This is a genomic window from Alkalimonas collagenimarina (assembly GCF_030717845.1).
Classification (GTDB): domain Bacteria; phylum Pseudomonadota; class Gammaproteobacteria; order Enterobacterales; family Alteromonadaceae; genus Alkalimonas; species Alkalimonas collagenimarina.
This window is the reverse complement of record NZ_JAUZVZ010000010.1, coordinates 43,204-60,047: the sequence shown is the minus strand read 5'-3', so window position 1 is coordinate 60,047 and position 16,844 is coordinate 43,204. Positions and strand designations below refer to the sequence as shown.

Annotated in this window: 14 protein-coding genes; 7 read left to right on the top strand and 7 right to left on the bottom strand. The window is 51.8% G+C overall.

The genetic code is table 11. The features are described 5' to 3' along the window. Positions 1-12: 12 nt before the first annotated feature. The 5 genes from mpl (at position 13) to panP (ending at position 5,492) form a co-directional block, all read left to right on the top strand. The gene (gene mpl, locus Q3O60_RS08670) at positions 13-1,398 is read left to right on the top strand and encodes a UDP-N-acetylmuramate:L-alanyl-gamma-D-glutamyl-meso-diaminopimelate ligase (protein ID WP_305893525.1); all 1,386 of its coding nucleotides are present in this window, start codon (positions 13-15) and stop codon (positions 1,396-1,398) included. Beyond that, positions 1,391-2,020 carry a flavin prenyltransferase UbiX gene (locus Q3O60_RS08665; protein WP_305893524.1) on the top strand — a complete coding sequence of 210 codons (630 nt, stop codon included), beginning with the start codon at positions 1,391-1,393 and terminating at the stop codon, positions 2,018-2,020. Before mpl ends, Q3O60_RS08665 begins: the two co-directional genes overlap by 8 nt. Beyond that, positions 2,017-2,946 (top strand): ABC transporter ATP-binding protein, encoded by a 930-nt coding sequence (locus Q3O60_RS08660; protein ID WP_305893523.1) that lies wholly within the window; start codon positions 2,017-2,019, stop codon positions 2,944-2,946. Before Q3O60_RS08665 ends, Q3O60_RS08660 begins: the two co-directional genes overlap by 4 nt. Further along, positions 2,943-3,731 carry an ABC transporter permease gene (locus Q3O60_RS08655; RefSeq protein ID WP_305893522.1) on the top strand — a complete coding sequence of 263 codons (789 nt, stop codon included), beginning with the start codon at positions 2,943-2,945 and terminating at the stop codon, positions 3,729-3,731. The genes Q3O60_RS08660 and Q3O60_RS08655 overlap by 4 nt, the downstream gene beginning before the upstream one ends. A gap of 114 nt (positions 3,732-3,845) precedes the next feature. After that, positions 3,846-5,492, top strand: a complete 1,647-nt coding sequence (gene panP / locus Q3O60_RS08650; RefSeq protein ID WP_305893521.1) for a pyridoxal-dependent aspartate 1-decarboxylase PanP — start codon at positions 3,846-3,848, stop codon at positions 5,490-5,492. Between the two features lie 61 nt (positions 5,493-5,553). Here panP and Q3O60_RS08645 read toward each other — a convergent pair whose 3' ends face one another. The 6 genes from Q3O60_RS08645 to Q3O60_RS08620 form a co-directional block, all read right to left on the bottom strand. Continuing rightward, complete coding sequence (locus Q3O60_RS08645; protein ID WP_305893520.1) at positions 5,554-5,745, bottom strand: hypothetical protein; 192 nt, start codon at positions 5,743-5,745, stop codon at positions 5,554-5,556. Positions 5,746-5,976: 231 nt separating this feature from the next. Next, the gene (gene frdD / locus Q3O60_RS08640) at positions 5,977-6,345 is read right to left on the bottom strand and encodes a fumarate reductase subunit FrdD (protein WP_305893519.1); all 369 of its coding nucleotides are present in this window, start codon (positions 6,343-6,345) and stop codon (positions 5,977-5,979) included. Then, positions 6,332-6,733 (bottom strand): fumarate reductase subunit C, encoded by a 402-nt coding sequence (locus Q3O60_RS08635; RefSeq protein WP_305893518.1) that lies wholly within the window; start codon positions 6,731-6,733, stop codon positions 6,332-6,334. The genes frdD and Q3O60_RS08635 overlap by 14 nt, the downstream gene beginning before the upstream one ends. Next, positions 6,730-7,563, bottom strand: a complete 834-nt coding sequence (locus tag Q3O60_RS08630; RefSeq protein WP_305893517.1) for a succinate dehydrogenase/fumarate reductase iron-sulfur subunit — start codon at positions 7,561-7,563, stop codon at positions 6,730-6,732. Before Q3O60_RS08630 ends, Q3O60_RS08635 begins: the two co-directional genes overlap by 4 nt. Continuing rightward, positions 7,560-9,350 carry a fumarate reductase (quinol) flavoprotein subunit gene (frdA, locus tag Q3O60_RS08625; protein WP_305893516.1) on the bottom strand — a complete coding sequence of 597 codons (1,791 nt, stop codon included), beginning with the start codon at positions 9,348-9,350 and terminating at the stop codon, positions 7,560-7,562. Before frdA ends, Q3O60_RS08630 begins: the two co-directional genes overlap by 4 nt. Then, entirely contained in the window at positions 9,351-10,268 is a 918-nt protein-coding gene (locus Q3O60_RS08620; RefSeq protein ID WP_305893515.1) for a prenyltransferase, read from the bottom strand. A 147-nt stretch (positions 10,269-10,415) separates the two neighbouring features. Between Q3O60_RS08620 and Q3O60_RS08615 the strand changes: the two genes are divergently transcribed. Both Q3O60_RS08615 and acnA read left to right on the top strand, forming a co-directional pair. After that, the gene (locus tag Q3O60_RS08615; RefSeq protein ID WP_305893514.1) at positions 10,416-11,159 is read left to right on the top strand and encodes a ferredoxin--NADP reductase; all 744 of its coding nucleotides are present in this window, start codon (positions 10,416-10,418) and stop codon (positions 11,157-11,159) included. Positions 11,160-11,311: 152 nt separating this feature from the next. Continuing rightward, positions 11,312-13,966, top strand: coding sequence for an aconitate hydratase AcnA (gene acnA, locus Q3O60_RS08610; protein ID WP_305893513.1), 2,655 nt, complete (start codon positions 11,312-11,314; stop codon positions 13,964-13,966). 136 nt (positions 13,967-14,102) lie between these two features. Here acnA and Q3O60_RS08605 read toward each other — a convergent pair whose 3' ends face one another. Further along, complete coding sequence (locus tag Q3O60_RS08605) at positions 14,103-16,802, bottom strand: DUF2339 domain-containing protein (protein ID WP_305893512.1); 2,700 nt, start codon at positions 16,800-16,802, stop codon at positions 14,103-14,105. Between the last annotated feature and the right edge of the window lie 42 nt (positions 16,803-16,844).

Here is a 16,844-nt window from a genome sequence, read left to right as displayed (position 1 = left end):
AGATTTTTCGACATGCATATACATATTTTGGGTATTTGTGGCACCTTTATGGGCGGTATTGCAGCCCTGGCTAAAAGCTTAGGCTATCAAGTGACTGGCTCAGATGCGAATGTTTATCCGCCGATGAGTACTCAGCTTGAACAGTTGGGTATTACGTTGACAACTGGCTTTGATGCCAGCCAGTTGGAGCCAGCCCCTGATCTGGTGATTATCGGCAATGCGTTATCACGCGGTAATCCGGCGGTGGAGGCCGTGCTGGAGCAGCAACTGCCTTATACCTCCGGTGCAGAATGGTTGTCCCGCCACGTGCTACAGCAGCGCTGGGTGCTGGCGGTGGCTGGCACCCACGGCAAAACCAGCTGCAGCAGTATGCTCACTTGGGTTCTGCAGCAAGCAGGCTTAGCCCCCGGGTTTCTGATTGGTGGTGTGGCACCGCAACTTGGCGTATCGGCCCAACTTGGTCAGAGCCCCTTCTTTGTCATCGAAGCGGATGAATACGACACCGCTTTTTTTGATAAGCGTTCTAAATTTGTCCATTACCGGCCTCGAACCCTGGTGATTAATAATTTAGAGTACGATCATGCTGATATTTTCCCGGATTTGGCGGCCATCCAGCGCCAGTTTCATCATCTGGTACGCACAGTACCCGCTTCAGGTTTAATCCTGACACCCGCTCATGTTCCGGCCATTGAAGATGCGTTGGCACAAGGTTGCTGGAGCGAGCGTCAAGCCTATGATGCCAGTGCCAAGCTGGCTGATACCGACTGGCAGAGCCGTTGCATCAAAGCCGATGGCTCTGTTTTTGAGGTAATACTTCAAGGGCAAGTACAGGGGCAAGTGCAATGGCAGTTGCTGGGCCAGCACAATGTCGATAATGCCATGATGGCTATTGCTGCCGCCCGACATGTTGGCGTGCCTGTAACGGTAGCGATTGAGGCGCTGTGCTTGTTTCAGGCTCCGAAACGGCGGTTGGAGCTGTTAACTGATAGTGCCGGTATTTGTTTGTACGATGATTTTGCCCATCACCCGACAGCCATTCAGACCACGTTAGCCGGGCTGCGTGCAAAAGTGGGCCAACAACGAATTGTGGCCGTACTGGAAGCGCGCTCCAATACCATGAAGCAAGGCGTGCATCAGGCGAGTTTGCCTGCGGCTTTAAATGAAGCGGATAAGGTATATATTTTTCAGAGCCAAGGTGTCGGGGATGGGATGGAACACGTCGCTGGTGTGTTGGGCGATAAGGCCAGGGTGTTTGCTGACTTGTCAGCACTGAAAGCCGAACTGTTGCAGCAAACCGAGGCCGGCGATCACCTGTTGTTGATGAGCAATGGTGGCTTTGGTGGTTTGCAGCAGCAGTTGCTGCAGGCATTACAACAAAAGGAAGCAGATTATGTCTGAAGCAGTAGAGCGTGAAATTACGCTGGCATTTACCGGCGCATCCGGTGCCCCTTACGGGTGGCGATTATTGCAAAGCTTGTTGCAACAAAATGTCACGGTGCACTTGTTGATTTCCAGTGCCGCCCGGGTGGTGTTCGCCACAGAGCACAACATCAAGTTATCCGCTGCACCAGACAAGTGCCGCCAGCAGTTGCTTGAAAAGCTGGCCTGTCCACCCCATCTACTGCAGGTGTATGGCAAAGATGACTGGTTTTCTCCGGTCGCCTCTGGCTCGGCCGCACCGAAACAAATGGTGGTATGCCCATGTTCTACCGGCACTTTGGCTTCTATTGCCAATGGCAGCAGCGAGAACCTGATTGAGCGCGCTGCCGATGTGGTGCTTAAAGAGCGTGGACAGCTTATTTTGGTTCCGCGGGAAAGCCCACTCAATGCCATTCACCTGGAACATATGCTCAAGCTGGCGCGGCTAGGGGTAACCATCATGCCTGCTGCGCCAGGCTTTTATCATCAGCCTCAACAGATCAGTGATTTGGTCGATTTCATGGTGGCACGAATGCTGGACCACTTAGGTTTGCAGCAAGCCCTGGTGTCGCGCTGGGGTTATCAAGGGGAAACGAAGTGACACTGGCACTGAATATCAAGCAATTGCATAAGGTGTATAAAAATAAGGTTGAGGCCCTAAAAGGGATCGATCTTGAAGTACAGCAAGGTGATTTTTTTGCTTTGCTTGGGCCAAACGGCGCCGGTAAAAGTACGACGATAGGTGTGATCACCTCGTTGGTCAATAAAACCAGTGGTCAGGTTGAAGTGTTTGGTCATAACATTGATCAGCAACTGGAGCTGGCAAAAAGTCAGCTTGGTTTAGTGCCGCAGGAGTTTAATTTCAACCAGTTTGAAACCGTCCTGCAGATTGTTGTCAATCAGGCGGGCTACTACGGCGTGCCAAAAAAAATAGCCATTGAACGTGCGGAAAAATACCTCGGGCAGTTAGGGCTATGGGATAAACGCAACAGTCGGGCGCGCGAACTATCAGGTGGTATGAAACGCCGCCTGATGATTGCCCGGGCACTGATGCATGAACCGAAGCTGTTGATCCTGGATGAGCCTACTGCAGGCGTCGATATTGAATTGCGCCGCTCGATGTGGGACTTCTTGCGTAGCATTAATCAGCAAGGGGTCACCATTATTCTGACCACGCACTATCTGGAAGAAGCCGAGATGCTGTGTCGGAACATTGCCATTATTGACCAAGGCATGATCATTGAAAACACCACCATCAAAGCGTTGCTGAACACCTTGAGTCAGGAAACCTTTGTGCTGGATGTCGATACCAACCCGGCTACCCTGCAACTGGATGATTTACCGTATCGGGTGATCGACGATCATAGTCTGGAAGTGGATGTTGAAAAGTCGGCTGGCTTGAATGATATTTTTAACGTACTAACCAAACAAAACGTTAAGGTCTTGTCGATGCGCAATAAAGCCAATCGGTTGGAAGAACTGTTTGTTAAATTGGTCGAGCAAGGGCGTGGAGAAAAAAGCGCATGAGTCAGCATGAATTTTCCAAAGCCAACTATTTGGTTGCACTGAAAAGTATTCTGAACAAAGAAACCAACCGATTCTTACGTATCTGGGTACAGACTTTAGTGCCACCTGCCATCACCATGACGTTGTACTTTGTTATTTTTGGTAGTTTGATCGGCTCACGTATTGGTGAAATGCAGGGCTTCAGCTACATGGAGTTTATCGTGCCTGGGTTGATTATGATGTCGGTGATCACCAGTTCGTATTCCAATGTTGCCTCATCATTTTTTAGTGCCAAGTTTCAGCGCAATGTGGAAGAGCTATTGGTAGCACCGGTGCCAAATTACATCATTGTATTGGGCTACATAGGCGGTGGTATGGCCCGCGGTATTCTGGTTGGCCTGATCGTTACACTGGTATCATTGCTGTTTGTTAGTGTGAAACTGCACAATATTCCGATTGTGATGGTGACGGTATTTCTCACCTCGATGGTATTTGCTCTGGGCGGCTTGATTAATGCGGTCTATGCCAAGACCTTTGATGACATTAGTATCATCCCAACTTTCGTGCTGACACCACTTACTTACCTGGGCGGCGTGTTTTATTCGCTGCAAATGTTACCGGGGTTTTGGCAGCAAGTAGCGGCGTTGAACCCCGTGGTGTATATGGTCAATGCTTTTCGTTTTGGCTTTATCGGCATCAGCGATGTCAATTTGTGGCTGGCTTTTGGCCTGCTGTTGATGTTGATTGTGCTACTCTTTAGTTTTGCTATGTACTTAATCAACAAAGGCATTGGTTTACGCAGCTGATCTGTCTGAAATCATGGTCTGCATTTTTTTGCAGACTTTTTTCATGCCTTGCAGTAAAGTGAACGCCCTTTTTTGCTCTGGATCCCTGATAAGCAGCTGGATGATAGATACCGAATGACAGATGTAACCAAACGGCAGGCAACGGCGTCGGAAGAAGCGCTATGGCGGATATTTACGGTGCCAGAAGCGCCGGATTCGACGCTAAGCATTATTGAGCAAAATATTTCGCAGAATCTGGCAGGTTTCTTGCGCGAGAGCATTGTGGCCGTTGAAAAGCCATTGTGGCAGATCGAGCGGGATTTTCAGGCTCATCAAATTCCTGAGCAGCCTCAGTTTGTTTCTGATTATGCTGAATGCATGATGGAAAAGCTGGTAGCACACTCCGTACATACTGCATCACCCAGCTTTATTGGCCATATGACGTCTGCTTTGCCTTATTTTGTTTTGCCGCTATCGAAAATGATGGTGGGTCTTAATCAGAATCTGGTCAAAATCGAAACCTCAAAAGCTTTTACCCCACTTGAACGCCAGGTGCTTGGCATGATGCATCATCTGGTGTACCAGCGAGACGATAACTTTTACGGCAAGTGGATGCATAGTGCCAACCATGCGCTTGGGGCGTTTTGCTCTGGTGGTACTATTGCCAACATCAGTGCATTATGGATTGCTCGCAACCGCTTATTGGGCCCTGATGGTGACTTCAGAGGCATCGCCCGTGAAGGTCTGTTGCGTGCCATGAAGCATTACGGCTACGATGGCCTGGCGGTATTAGTATCGGAGCGTGGGCATTATTCGCTCGGTAAGGCGACCGATGTGCTTGGGATTGGCCGGGATGATCTGATTGCCATTAAAGCCGATGGCAATAATAAAGTGGATGTGGCGGAAATGCGCCGGGTGTGTGCTGAGCTTAAAGCCAAAAATATCAAAGTACTAGCGATTGTTGGTGTGGCGGGTACCACCGAAACGGGCAGTATCGACCCACTGCATCAGCTGGCCGATTTAGCCGAAGAGCAGCAGTGTTTTTTCCATGTTGATGCGGCCTGGGGTGGTGCCACCTTGTTGTCGCAGCAGCACCGTCATTTAATGGCTGGTATCGAACGGGCTGATTCGGTCACCATCGATGCGCATAAGCAAATGTATGTGCCGATGGGCGCTGGCATGGTGGTGTTTAAAGACCCATCCAGTGCGCATGCCATTGAGCACCATGCTGAGTACATTTTGCGGAAGGGCTCAAAAGATTTGGGTAGCCAGACGTTAGAAGGCTCGCGGCCAGGTATGGCGATGCTGGTGCATGCTTGTTTGCAGGTGATTGGCCGCGATGGTTATGAAATTCTGATCAATCGAAGCTTAGAAAAAGCGCGTTACTTTGCTGATTTAATTAAAGCACATGCTGAGTTTGAACTGATCACCGAGCCTGAATTGTGCCTGTTGACCTACCGTTATGTCCCCGTTGAAGTCCAGCGTGTGCTTGCAAAAGCCAGCCCGGAGCAACGCGAAAAAATCAATGAATTGTTGAATAGCTTGACTAAGTTTATTCAAAAGCGGCAGCGGGAAGAGGGTAAATCTTTTGTCTCCAGAACCCGGTTAACCCCCGAACAGTACCAGCGGCAAGAGATGATCGTATTTCGGGTGGTACTGGCTAATCCACTCACCACCAAAGATATTTTGCAGGATATTTTGCAAGAGCAAACAGACATTGCTAAGCAAAGCCGGCAGGTCTATCCCAAACTGATGCAATGGGTAAAAGAGCTGGCGGCCTGAAGATTACTTATGTAATGCACCGGATTAAATGCCATATCAGGCTCTCTGCTATAGCCGTTGTTTAATAACTGGCTAGCCAATCGTCTGTTGGCTGAGTCACCTCAGCGAGCTGTGCGTCGAGCAGTGGGCTGTCCGCTTGCTCAGATAGAGTCAATGGTTGCGTCACGGCATCATCCAGGCTACAGAACACAGTATTTGCCAAACTCAAGTTGGCCACGACGATCACTGCAATCGCTATCCATTCTTTTTTCATTTCTGCTCTCCGTACATCGCTTGGTAGTGATCACAATGCAGGCTGTGTGCCAAATTATTTTATTTCTTAATATCAATGATTTAATCATTTGAAACACAGGTGGAGGGGAATCATTGGTGTAAATTGTTGCTCGCAGCATACAGTTCTGTGGCAATATCTGATTATAGTACTATGATCAGTACCTTACAATGTCGCATTATGGCGACACAAGAGAAGATGAAGCTGCATGAACTAGCGACCGAGCAGCCACAGGCTAAGCGCCAAAAAGCTTAGCAACAAAGCACTGCCATAACAGAGCCACTTGGCCAAAGCACTATGAGCCCATTGCAGATCATGCAGGCCATGATGAATGCGGTGCATAGCATGAAACAGTGGCAAAATAATCACAGCGCCGATAAACATCAAGCCGAGTGGGTGATAGAGCAACGTACTGATGCGCTGATAACTCAGGGTATCGGGACTCAAAAGCCCTAATGATGGGCCAAATACCAGCAAGACAATCAACGCTGGGATCAGCATGGCGACGCAGACGCCGCCAGCACTGAACAGTGACCACCAAATCGGCTCGTCAGAGCGTTGAAAACGTTTAGTTAATGACATGGTAGGCTCCCAATAACCACCACAGTGCCAGAAAGACCAGCAGCACACCAAACCATTGCCCGGCAATCATCCAACCGGCTGGCAGAGTACGGCTACCTACGCGCAGCGGCATCACCTGTGGAAATAAACGAAAAAACGTGAAGGCATGGAATAAGCTGGCGACAAGTGCCAGCCCATTCAGCGCCATCACCCAAGGCTGTTGCAGCCAGCTCAGCCAGACAAGCCAGCTGGCTTCGCCTTGGCTTAAGCAATACAAGCCATACAGCAGGCTACCGATAAAAAACAGCAGGGGCAGGACGGTAGCTTCGCGCAGCATATAAAAGCGATAGGCCGGATGCTTTAACCACCAATCCGCTGGCATTGACGGCTGATAGGGTTTTCGGCTCATGAGGTTGGCTCCTGCGGGGTTGCATCCAGTTGTTTTGGGCTAAACCATTGGATCACGCCATCCATGGTTGAAACGATTTTCCCCTGGTTGATAGCCGCCGCCGGGTCGACGCCTTTTGGACAGACGGTCGAGCAAAAGCCAACAAAGGTGCAGCTCCAGACGCCATCCTTGCTGTTGAGTGCCGGTTGCCGCTCTGCTTTGCCTTGATCGCGGCTATCCAGATTGTAACGATGAGCCAGCGCAATGGCAGCTGGGCCTAAAAACTCTGGGTTTAAGCCAAATTGTGGGCAAGCGGAATAACAGAGGCCGCAATTGATGCAGTTGGCAAACTGCTGATAGCGTTTGACTTGTTCCGGGCTTTGTAGCTGCGGTTGCAAGGCTGCTGAACTGGGCTGGTCTGAGCCAGCTGAAGCTGAACCGGCCTGAACGAGGCTGGGCTCGCCAATCAGATATGGCTTGATGGTTGTGAGGTGCTGCAAGAAGCGACTCATGTCGACCACCAGATCTTTCTCGATCGGGAAGTTTGCCAAAGCAGCCACTTTAAGACCCTGTGGGTAGTCGCGCAAAAACGTTTTGCAGCCCAGTTTTGGTGTGCCATCCACCATGACGCCACAAGAGCCACAAATAGCCATCCGGCACGACCAGCGGTAGGTTAAGCTGCTGTCCTGATGTTCTTTAATCCAGTGCAATGCATCGAGCACTGAGGTGCTGTCATCGTATGGCACCTGATACGATTGCCAGACAGGAGTATCATCCTGCTCAGGTCGATAGCGCTGGATAGCCACGCTGAGGTGTTGCATATCAGACGGTTTAGTCTCGGGCTGCTTCATACCGGTTTCTCCGAAGTCGATGCTGCCTGTTGCTTAGCAGCGTCACCATACAAACGAGCCGCCGGTGGCATCATGCTGCAATCGACGGCTTGCCAGTCGATGCGCGGGGCTTGGTCTTCCTGATAATACGCCAGACTATGTTGTAAGAAGTTTTTATCGTTGCGCTTGGTATAGTTGGCATCACGGCGCTGATGGGCGCCACGGGATTCTTTTCGTAACAGCGCGGCCTGACACATGGCTTCGGCGACATCCAGGCTAAAGCCGAGTTCCAGTGCGTGCAGCAATTCGGTATTGAATGCGAGGCCGCTATCGCCAACCTTTAGTTGCTGATAACGGCGTTTTAAATCGGCAATCGCCAGCAATGAGGCAGTCAGTCCCTGTTCATCGCGATAAATACCGCAGCCTTGTTCCATGGTTTGCGCCAGTTGTTGACGGATATCAGCCCATTGTTCGGTGCCATCACCCTGCCGTAGCTGCCGAATGGGCCCCGCGGCCTTGTCGGTTAGTTCCTGCATCACCGCATCACTGACCTTGGTTTGGCTGCAGTGAGCTGCAGCTTGCTCACCCGCTACCTTGCCAAACACCAGCAATTCACTGAGCGAGTTGGAGCCAAGCCGGTTGGCGCCATGCAGACCGACGGATGCACATTCGCCCACGGCGAACAGTCCGCGAATGCTGGTGGCACAGTGGGCGTCGGTCAGAATACCACCCATGGTGTAATGCACAGCCGGGCGAATGGGGATGGGGGCTGTTACTGGGTCAATATTGACATAGGCTTTCGCCAACTCGCAAATAAAAGGCAGACGTTCCAGCAAGTAACGCTGGCCTAAATGGCGTAAATCCAGATGCACAACATCGCCTTGTGGGTGTTGTATGGTGCGGCCTTGTTGTTGCTCATGCCAGAAGGCTTGCGACAACTTATCGCGTGGGCCTAATTCCATGGTTTTATTCTGCGGCTGGCCCAGCGGGGTTTCCGGGCCAAGGCCATAATCCTGTAGATAACGATAACCATCTTTATTTAGCAAAATACCGCCTTCACCGCGGCAGGCTTCGGTGATCAGTATGCCTGAACCGGGCAAGCCAGTGGGGTGGTATTGCACGAACTCCATATCGCGAAGCGCCACACCATGACGGTAGGCCAATGCCATGCCATCACCGGTGACAATGCCGCCATTGGTATTAAACTGAAAAACCCGACCAGCACCGCCGGTGGCCAAAATCACACTGCTGGCGAGGATCTGCAGCAGCTCTCCGCTGGCAATTTCAATCGCCAGTACGCCAACAATCGCTTGTTCATGCACCAGCAAATCCAGTAAAAAATACTCGTCCAGACGATGAATGCTAGGATACTTCAGCGAGGTCTGAAATAGCGTGTGTAGAATATGAAAACCGGTTTTGTCGGCCGCAAACCAAGTGCGCTCGGTTTTCATGCCGCCAAAGCGACGAACCTGCACCTGCCCGGATGCTTGCCGACTCCACGGGCAGCCCCAATGCTCCAGCTGCACCAACTCCTGATAGGCATGTTTGACGAAAAAATCGACCACCCCCTGCTCAGCTAACCAGTCACTCCCAGCCACGGTATCTTCAAAATGAGCGGCAATACTGTCGTGCTGCAAGGTCACGGCCGCTGCTCCCCCCTCGGCAGCTACGGTATGCGAGCGCATTGGATAGACCTTGGAAAGCAGATGAATGCTCAGTGATGGCTGAGCTTCGGCTGCCGCTATCGCACTCCGCAGGCCTGCACCACCGCCACCTACAATCAGCACATCGGTTGTTAGTTGCTTCATTTAAGCTCCAAGTGTTTTTTCCAGTATCAGCCCGGCTAAAACCAAAGCAGGCAGGGCATGTGTCAGCAGTACATTGCGCCCCAGTGTCGGCACCAGTTGCTTGGGTGCATCGGCATAGCGCGATACATCACGCATCAATACCAAGGCGAGCGGTAAGGTGAACAAAGCAAGCAAACTAAATGCAGGCAGCCATTGTTGCCAAACAGCCAGTAGCAATAGAGCATAGCAGCTGACGAGTAGGCCTCGATAAATATGAGCACTGGGTTTTCGCCCCAACACGATGGGGAGATGGCGACGTCCGACTTGTTGATCAGCGTCGACATCCGGGAATTGATTCAGCAGCAACAGATTACTAATCAGCAAAGCCAATAGCGCTGAGACACTTAGTGCCAAGGCATCAAGTTGACCGGCCAGAACCCAGTAAGCACCAAGGGTCATAAAGCCACCAAAGCCAAGACCGGGCGCGATCAGGCAAAGTAGGGGCAACTTATTAACGTACTGGGTGTAACTGTATATCAGCAGGACTCCCGGTATACCAAGCCAAAGTAACTGCCAACCATGTTGGGCGCCAAGCCATAATCCCGCTACCGTTACGAACAGCAAGCAACTGATGGCCAGCAGCAAGGCTAATTTGGTTTGTTCGGGCGCGGCAACCAGGGTGCCACTTCCGCCACTAAAAGGCGTACGTTCCGTTAAGTGATCGAGGCCGGAGTGAAAATCAAAGTACTCGTTAAAAGCATTCACACTGATATGGGCGGCCAGTGCCATCAGCAATACCAACCCTGTTAGCGACAGAGAAAAGTGACCGTACTGATACCATACACTACTTGCGGCAAGTGCGATGCACAAGGCTGTCAGGGTCAGAAAAGGTAAACGGGCAACACCACAGAGAATTTTGAGCACAGATTTTGAGGTCACTTGAGGATAGATATCTCCACAGTATAGCAAGTCGTTATGACATGCATTGATCCAGCCCAAGCAAAAGCCGATTAGCAGGCTTTAATAGTTGACTAAATTAGTCGGGTATTTTAGGCTGGTTGTTCTTCTGGTAGGCACGAGGTGGCAATGGCAAATTGGCTTGAAGCAAAGGTGGCAGAAAATGTGGCTTGGAATCCAACCCTGTGTAGCGTACGGGTAGAATTGCCGGGATTTGATTTTATTGCCGGCCAGTTTGTCCGTCTGGCCGTCGAAACGGATGAAGGTCGTATGCAGCGGGCTTATTCGTTAGTAAATGCGCCTGGCGACCCACGCTTGGACTTCTTATTAACACCAGTGGCCGATGGTAAGGTGTCGCCACGGCTGCATGCGCTGCAAGCCGGAGATGCCATTTGGGTTAGCCAACCAGCGACCGGATTTTTTACCCTTAGTGAAGTACCAGATGGCAAGGTGCTGTGGCTGATTGGCACCGGCACCGGTATTGGCCCTTACCTTTCTATGCTGGCGACTGCTGAGCCATGGCTACGTTTTAATCGGGTGGTGTTGGTGCATGGAGTGCGTCACGCTGAGGATCTGGTTTACTCTGAATTAATCCAGCGATGGCGGCAACAGTATCCACAGCAGTTTCATTATCAACCGGTAGTGACCCGGCAGCATGTTCCCGGTGCTTTATCAGAGCGGCTACCTCAGCTGATCCAGCAGCATAAGCTGCAAGAAGCTGCTGGCGCTCATTTTGATCAAGACAGTCAAGTGATGTTATGCGGTAATCCTGACATGATTAAAGACGTTCGTTCCGAGCTGGAACAACTGGGGTTGCAAAAAAATCTGCGCCGGACGCCAGGTCATATCACGGTTGAACAATACTGGAATTAACCCCATAGCCAAGTATATGAGCATAAGTATGTGAGCAATAGTATGAAGGCAATTTTTGCTGATGAGTTTGGCTGTCATTCTGACAGTCGGCTTTTCATCAACTAAGCTTATAGTCTTGCAAGCCATTCATCAAAAATAAGGAGTACGGACTCATGAGTCAGCGCACCATCGATTGTGCCACACCGCTTAAAGTGGGAGATACAACCTATCGCTATTACAGTTTGGATGCCGCCGCGAAAGCTCTGGGCGATTTGTCCCAACTGCCTTTATCCCTGAGGGTCTTGCTAGAAAATCTACTGCGCCATCAAGATGGCGTGAGCGTGCAATACGACGATTTGAAAGCCATTGCCGATTGGCAAGAGTTACGTCGCTCCAGCCGGGAAATTCAGTTTCGACCGGCTCGGGTACTAATGCAGGACTTTACTGGCGTTCCCGCATTGGTCGATTTAGCCGCGATGCGCGATGCAGTGGCGAAAACGGGTGCCGATGCCGAGTTAATTAATCCACTGTCTGCGGTGGATCTGGTGATTGATCACTCCGTGATGGTAGATCGCTTCGCCAATTCGGCAGCTTTTGGCGATAACGTGGCGTTGGAAGTAGAACGTAATAAAGAGCGCTATGCCTTTTTGCGCTGGGGTCAGAAAGCCTTTCAGAACTTCCGGGTGGTGCCACCTGGTACCGGTATCTGCCATCAGGTCAATCTGGAGTATCTGGCCAAAGTAGCCTGGACAGAAGAAAAAGGCGACGACACCCTGGTCTACCCGGATACGCTGGTGGGGACGGATTCGCATACCACCATGATCAATGGCCTGGGCGTGCTGGGCTGGGGGGTGGGTGGCATTGAAGCGGAAGCTGCGATGTTGGGCCAGCCTGTGTCGATGCTATTGCCTGAGGTCGTGGGTTTCAAGCTGGTTGGTCATATGCCTGAAGGCTGCACGGCAACGGATTTGGTCTTAACGGTCACGCAAATGCTGCGAGCCAAAGGCGTGGTTGGCAAGTTTGTCGAGTTTTTCGGCGAAGGCTTGGCGCATTTACCGCTGGCCGATAGAGCGACCATCGCCAATATGTCGCCCGAGTTTGGCGCCACCTGTGGCTTCTTTCCTGTCGATGAAGAAACAATCAAGTATCTGGAGCTGTCTGGCCGTTCTGAGCAACAAATTAAGTTGGTTGAAGCTTATGCTAAGGCTCAGGGTTTATGGCGAGACGATGAGCAGCCGCTCGCATTTAGCGATGTGTTGGAGCTGGATCTTGCTACCGTTAAACCGGTGATGGCAGGGCCAAAGCGGCCGCAGGATAAAGTGGCGTTACCAGATATCAAAGCGACCATGGAACTGGAGATTTCTCAAGCGATCGATCCTTCTCGAAAGGTTCCGGTGGAAGGCATGAAGCATCAACTGACGCATGGCGATCTGGTGATTGCCGCCATAACGTCTTGCACCAATACCTCCAACCCCAGCGTGATGATGGCTGCTGGTTTACTGGCAAAAAATGCCATCGAAGCAGGGCTGAATGTGAAGCCCTGGGTCAAAACCTCATTAGCACCCGGCTCAAAAGTGGTGACCGATTATCTGGATAAAGCTGGTCTGACATCGTATTTAGAACAGCTGGGTTTTCATTTGGTCGGCTATGGCTGTACGACCTGCATAGGCAACTCCGGTCCGCTGCCTGATGCCATTGCTAAAGCGGTTGATGAAGGGGATTTAACCGTATCAGCAGTGCTATCCGGCAATCGAAACTTTGAAGGCCGTATTCACCCGCAAGTCAAAGGCAATTGGTTGGCGTCGCCACCGTTGGTGGTGGCTTATGCTCTGGCTGGCACTACCTCCATTGATATCACCAGCGAATCACTTGGCGAAGGCAGCGAAGGGCCTGTGTATTTAAAAGATATCTGGCCAAGCAATGCGGCCATAGCCGAGCAGGTGGCTAAAGTAGATCATGCCATGTTCCGCAAGCAATATGCCGATGTATTTAGTGGCGATGAACACTGGCAGAAACTACCTGTCAATGAAAGCCGTACCTATGACTGGCAGAAGGAATCAACCTATATCCAGCATCCGCCTTTCTTTGAAGCCTTTGGTGAACCGGTGCTGATTGAACCGATCAAGGATGCCCGGGTTTTGGCACTGTTTGGTGACTCCATCACCACGGACCATATTTCACCGGCTGGGGCTATTAAGCCCAGCGCACCCGCTGGTGAGTATTTGCAACAACAAGGGATCAAGCCAGAAGATTTTAACTCCTACGGTTCGCGTCGTGGTAACCATCAGGTGATGATGCGGGGTACCTTCGCCAATATCCGCATTCGTAATCAGCTGTTACCTGGCTCGGAAGGAGGCGTTACCCGACATTTCCCCAGTGATGAAAAGGTCTCTATTTATGAAGCCGCTATGCGGTATCAGCAAGAGAACACCCCGCTGATTGTACTGGCAGGCAAAGAATACGGCACAGGTTCCAGCCGCGACTGGGCTGCTAAAGGCACGCGTTTGCTGGGCGTTAAAGCCGTGATCGCCGAAAGCTTTGAGCGTATTCATCGCTCTAACCTGGTTGGCATGGGCGTGTTGCCGCTGCAGTTTACGCATCACGAAAACGTCGAGGTACTGCAACTGACCGGTGAAGAGCATTTCAACCTGCCCGATCTCGGCGCAGATCTGAAAGTAGGCCAGTCACTGACCGTCGAAGCCATCCGGCCAGATGGCAAAGTGAAAAGCTTTCAGGTGCAATGCCGTATCGATACCGAAAACGAACTGCACTACTTCCGCAGTGGTGGCATTTTGCAGTATGTGCTGGAGCAGTTGTTGAAGCAGTAAAATGATGGTAATCAGAAGAACACACCCACTAGTTGTGTCGGCAACGCCGGGTGTGCTTTATGTAAGGGAAGCCAGATGAGCCACCCATTTCTCTTGCAAGCGGCCATATTGGCCGCGTCCTTGAACAAAATCCCTACTAGCTTTTAACGGTGTCAGCTTCCGCATCGGTGGGCCTGGCACTGCTGCGCTGGAACCACCAGCTTAGCAGTACCAGACTAAAGCCAAGGCCAATAAAAGACAGAGCGCGCAGCACGCCGGACAAACCTGCCAGATCGAACAGGAAAACCTTCAATGTCACCAGACTCAGCAATACAAAACCTGCCTTGCGGATGTGATGCCATTGTTGGCGCTGGGCGCTTAGCACCATGGCAATGGCCAGCAGCAAATACACCACCGAGTAGCTAAAATGCTCTGCCATGGAGGTACTGAGCTGAATACCAATGCTGCCGTCTTGCCAAAAATGCCGGATGCTTGCTGTGATAAAAAGCAGTGCAAAACCGGTTGCAACACCGAGCATTAGGGTGCGCAATTCGACAGGGACCAACCGGGCGCAAAGGAAACAGAGCAGTGCCGGAAGACCCCAGAGCGGTAACAATTGGTTCCACAGCAGCCAGCTACCCAGATTGGCATTGGTTGCAAAAGGATTGGCTTCCAGGCTGAGGTAGCCATGCATTAGGGCCGCAGCTGCCAACAACGCCATGGCCGCAATCCGGTACAGTTGCTGCAAGCTTCCAGCCAGAGCACTACGCCACAGGTAAACGATAGCCAGCAGCAACCAGTTGCAGGCATGCACAGCAGTGACCAGCGGTGATAGCTGCGCAGGTTCAAGCAAGGCATAAAGCGGGGAGCCTGTGGCCAGCCAGTATTGAGTTTGTACTGTGACAAAAAGCGCCAGCACATGCAGGCAGGCGCCTTCCAGCCAAGGCGTTAGCCCGGTGTTTTGCCATAACTTACGGGCTATAACAAAACATAGCAGCACCACAGGATACAGCACAAAAGACCAGTGCAGACCAAGCAAGGTCAGCTGTTGATAGCTATCGAGCACGGCAGCACCGGTTAGCCGTAGCAGTAGCAAACCGACGAGTAGCTTGATCAACCAGAGAGGTAAAGGCAATTGCTGCTTGCGACTAAGCAGGGTGATCAACACCAACTGCAGGGCAATGGCGATGGTGAGTGCGGCTGTGCTTAGCAGTAAAACCAGACAGAAAGTGAGCGCAAAGTTAGCCCCTGCACTGTGAATAAAGGCTCGTAGCGGCATGCCACTGCGGCGGCTAAGCAGGGCTTGCAGGATGGTCAGCAGGGCAGCATAACCCAGCCAGAGCGGTTGCAGTTGGGATTGCACTGCAGGGCTGGTAGTCGCATAACTAATACCCAGCATCAGCACTGGTGCTACGGCTAGCATACTGTGCCAGTGCAGGCGATCTGGCCGCAGACTGCCGCCAAGCAATGGGATGATACTGAGCAATACTATCAGCAGTTGTGCTGGCAGAAGTTCGGGGCTTAGCAACAATGGCAGCGTGTTGTCTGTCAGGTTTTGAATAGGGTGTCGCAGCAGATAACCAGCCGCCAGCAGCAGGGTGCTCCACAGCCAGAAGTCGGTCCGGCTGTGGCTAAAGGCTGCGGCAGAGAGCAGCAGCATCAGCAGTAGCATGGCACTGAAATTCACGGCTGCTGATGTTAACACTACCACCAGCAGCGCCATCAATAGCAACAGACCGCCCAACACATCTTCACGCCGCACCGGCAGCCATTGTGTTAAGGGGAGGTGGGCCAGCTGCAGGCTGCGTGCCCGATAGCCAAGTTGAGGCCACCAAACTAACAGCGCAAAACTTAGTCCCAACGCTAACCAGCTGAACCAAAGGGTGCTGTCAGAGGCGATTGCAAAGCTCAGACCAAGCCACAGCATATGGCCAGCCATAGGGAGGTACCAGAGCCAGAGGCGGCGCACCCGCTGTTCAACCAGTACCGACGAAGTGGTCACGAAGCCGGTGTAGAGCAACAATGCTATGGTATTTCCGGAGTCCTGTGATACCAGTGCAGGCACTGCGTAGGCGCCCACAATGCCCAAGACAGCGAGCACCGGCCCTTGCCGTAAGGCAAACCAACTGGCAGCGAGTGCAACTGCAGCCAGCAGCACAAAAGCCAACCACAGCGGCAGCAACTGATAAAATTGCGCAGCGGTTAAAATGGTGGCGTACAGCGTAATAAAACCAGCACCGGCAAAAGCGGCCGGGGCATAGTGCTGCAAGCCAGATTGGCCCCGATCGTGCTGATGCAGCCATTCGCTGAAGGCAATCAGAGCAAAGCCAAGCAGGCTGGCAGCAATTAAGCGCAATTCCGCGGTGAACCAGCCGGCATCCAGCGAGTGACGTACCAGAAAAATCCCACCGAGTGCCATGGCGATGCCACCCAGCCATACCATGCCGCGTTGGATCAGCTGCTGCTCCAGCCAGTTTAGGCTTTGAGCCCATAATTGGCTGCTGTTGGCGCCAGCAACCGATCGAGCGGTGGCTGATTTTGCTGCTATTGTTGGCCTGTCGGCTACTTTGCTGGCGGTCACTTTGGCGACTGTGGCCTGAGTTACAGGTTGAGTTGGTGCAACCGTCGCTGTTGCTGGTGCTGGTGAAGAAGGCGAATCGGCTGCGCGACTGACCGCCTGCTGAGATTGAGACGACTGGTTCGTATGGGGCGTAGCAAGCGTTGCCGGCTTGTTTTTCAGTTGCTGTGTTAACAGACGAAGTTGTTTACGAACACTTTGCAGCTGAATAAATGCCACCCAGCCGAGCACAGAGCCTGCCAGCAAGGCCAGCGAAAGCAAGATGAGCAGTAGTTCCATCAAGAAACATCCATTGGTCACACTTTTGTCAATTGACCAGCA

Excerpts from the sequence above, each read along its gene's own strand:
- panP (WP_305893521.1), top strand. The coding sequence starts at position 3,846 with ATGACAGATGTAACCAAACGGCAGGCAACGGCGTCGGAAGAAGCGCTA.
- Q3O60_RS08655 (WP_305893522.1), top strand. The coding sequence starts at position 2,943 with ATGAGTCAGCATGAATTTTCCAAAGCCAACTATTTGGTTGCACTGAAA.
- frdA (WP_305893516.1), bottom strand. The coding sequence starts at position 9,350 with ATGAAGCAACTAACAACCGATGTGCTGATTGTAGGTGGCGGTGGTGCA.
- Q3O60_RS08645 (WP_305893520.1), bottom strand. The coding sequence starts at position 5,745 with ATGAAAAAAGAATGGATAGCGATTGCAGTGATCGTCGTGGCCAACTTG.
- Q3O60_RS08635 (WP_305893518.1), bottom strand. The coding sequence starts at position 6,733 with ATGAGCCGAAAACCCTATCAGCCGTCAATGCCAGCGGATTGGTGGTTA.
- Q3O60_RS08665 (WP_305893524.1), top strand. The coding sequence starts at position 1,391 with ATGTCTGAAGCAGTAGAGCGTGAAATTACGCTGGCATTTACCGGCGCA.
- Q3O60_RS08605 (WP_305893512.1), bottom strand. The coding sequence starts at position 16,802 with ATGGAACTACTGCTCATCTTGCTTTCGCTGGCCTTGCTGGCAGGCTCT.
- Q3O60_RS08630 (WP_305893517.1), bottom strand. The coding sequence starts at position 7,563 with ATGAAGCAGCCCGAGACTAAACCGTCTGATATGCAACACCTCAGCGTG.
- Q3O60_RS08615 (WP_305893514.1), top strand. The coding sequence starts at position 10,416 with ATGGCAAATTGGCTTGAAGCAAAGGTGGCAGAAAATGTGGCTTGGAAT.
- acnA (WP_305893513.1), top strand. The coding sequence starts at position 11,312 with ATGAGTCAGCGCACCATCGATTGTGCCACACCGCTTAAAGTGGGAGAT.
- frdD (WP_305893519.1), bottom strand. The coding sequence starts at position 6,345 with ATGTCATTAACTAAACGTTTTCAACGCTCTGACGAGCCGATTTGGTGG.
- mpl (WP_305893525.1), top strand. The coding sequence starts at position 13 with ATGCATATACATATTTTGGGTATTTGTGGCACCTTTATGGGCGGTATT.